The organism is Vibrio sp. 1562, assembly GCF_033340155.1.
Classification (GTDB): Bacteria; Pseudomonadota; Gammaproteobacteria; order Enterobacterales; family Vibrionaceae; genus Vibrio; species Vibrio alginolyticus.
The window spans coordinates 1-839 of record NZ_JAWOVY010000197.1 but is presented as its reverse complement, the minus strand read 5'-3'; the positions used below and the strand labels follow the sequence as shown (position 1 = coordinate 839).

The following is an 839-nucleotide window of genomic DNA, read 5'->3' as shown; positions in this document are numbered from 1 at the left end:
CGTCCGAGTCCGCATCGGCAAGGATACAAATTTTACCGTAGCGTAGGCTGTCAAGGTTGTCGCTGTCTGGGTCGATACCCAACGCAACCGAGATGTCATGCACTTCTTGAGACGCCAGAACTTGATCGGCAGAGACTTCCCATGTGTTTAGGATCTTACCACGCAGTGGCATTACCGCTTGGAATTCACGATCTCGGGCTTGCTTCGCGCTGCCACCCGCCGAGTCACCCTCCACGAAGAAGATTTCGGTGCGATTTAAGTCTTGTACGGAACAGTCTGTTAGCTTACCTGGCAAGGCAGGACCCGATGCGACTTTCTTACGTACGACTTTCTTGCTTGCGCGCATACGACGGTGGGCGTTAGCAATACACACTTCCGCTAGTTGCTCTGCAAGTTGAGGCTTTTCGTTTAGCCACAGACTGAATGCATCTTTTACCACACCAGAGACAAACGCAGCGGTTTGACGAGAAGAAAGACGCTCTTTAGTCTGACCAGCAAACTGTGGATCTTGGATCTTAACCGACAACACGTACGAACAACGGTCGAAGACATCATCGCCCGTTAGCTTCACACCACGTGGTAGCAAGTTGCGGAATTCACAAAACTCACGCATCGCATCCAACAGACCTTGGCGAAGACCATTTACGTGTGTACCACCCTGAGCTGTTGGGATAAGGTTCACGTAACTTTCGGTGATCATCTCGCCGCCTTCTGGCTGCCAGATTACTGCCCAGTTTGCTGCTTCTGTGTCTGCAGAGAACTCACCAGTAAACGGTTCTTCTGGTAGTACTGGGTAACCTTTTACGCCTTCGGCTAGATAGTCTTTCAAACCATCTTCG

General features: G+C 50.9%; 1 protein-coding gene. It reads right to left on the bottom strand.

The features are described 5' to 3' along the window. Positions 1 to 839 (bottom strand): toprim domain-containing protein (locus R7Z49_RS24110; protein ID WP_318112247.1); only part of this gene is annotated, 839 nt, incomplete at both ends.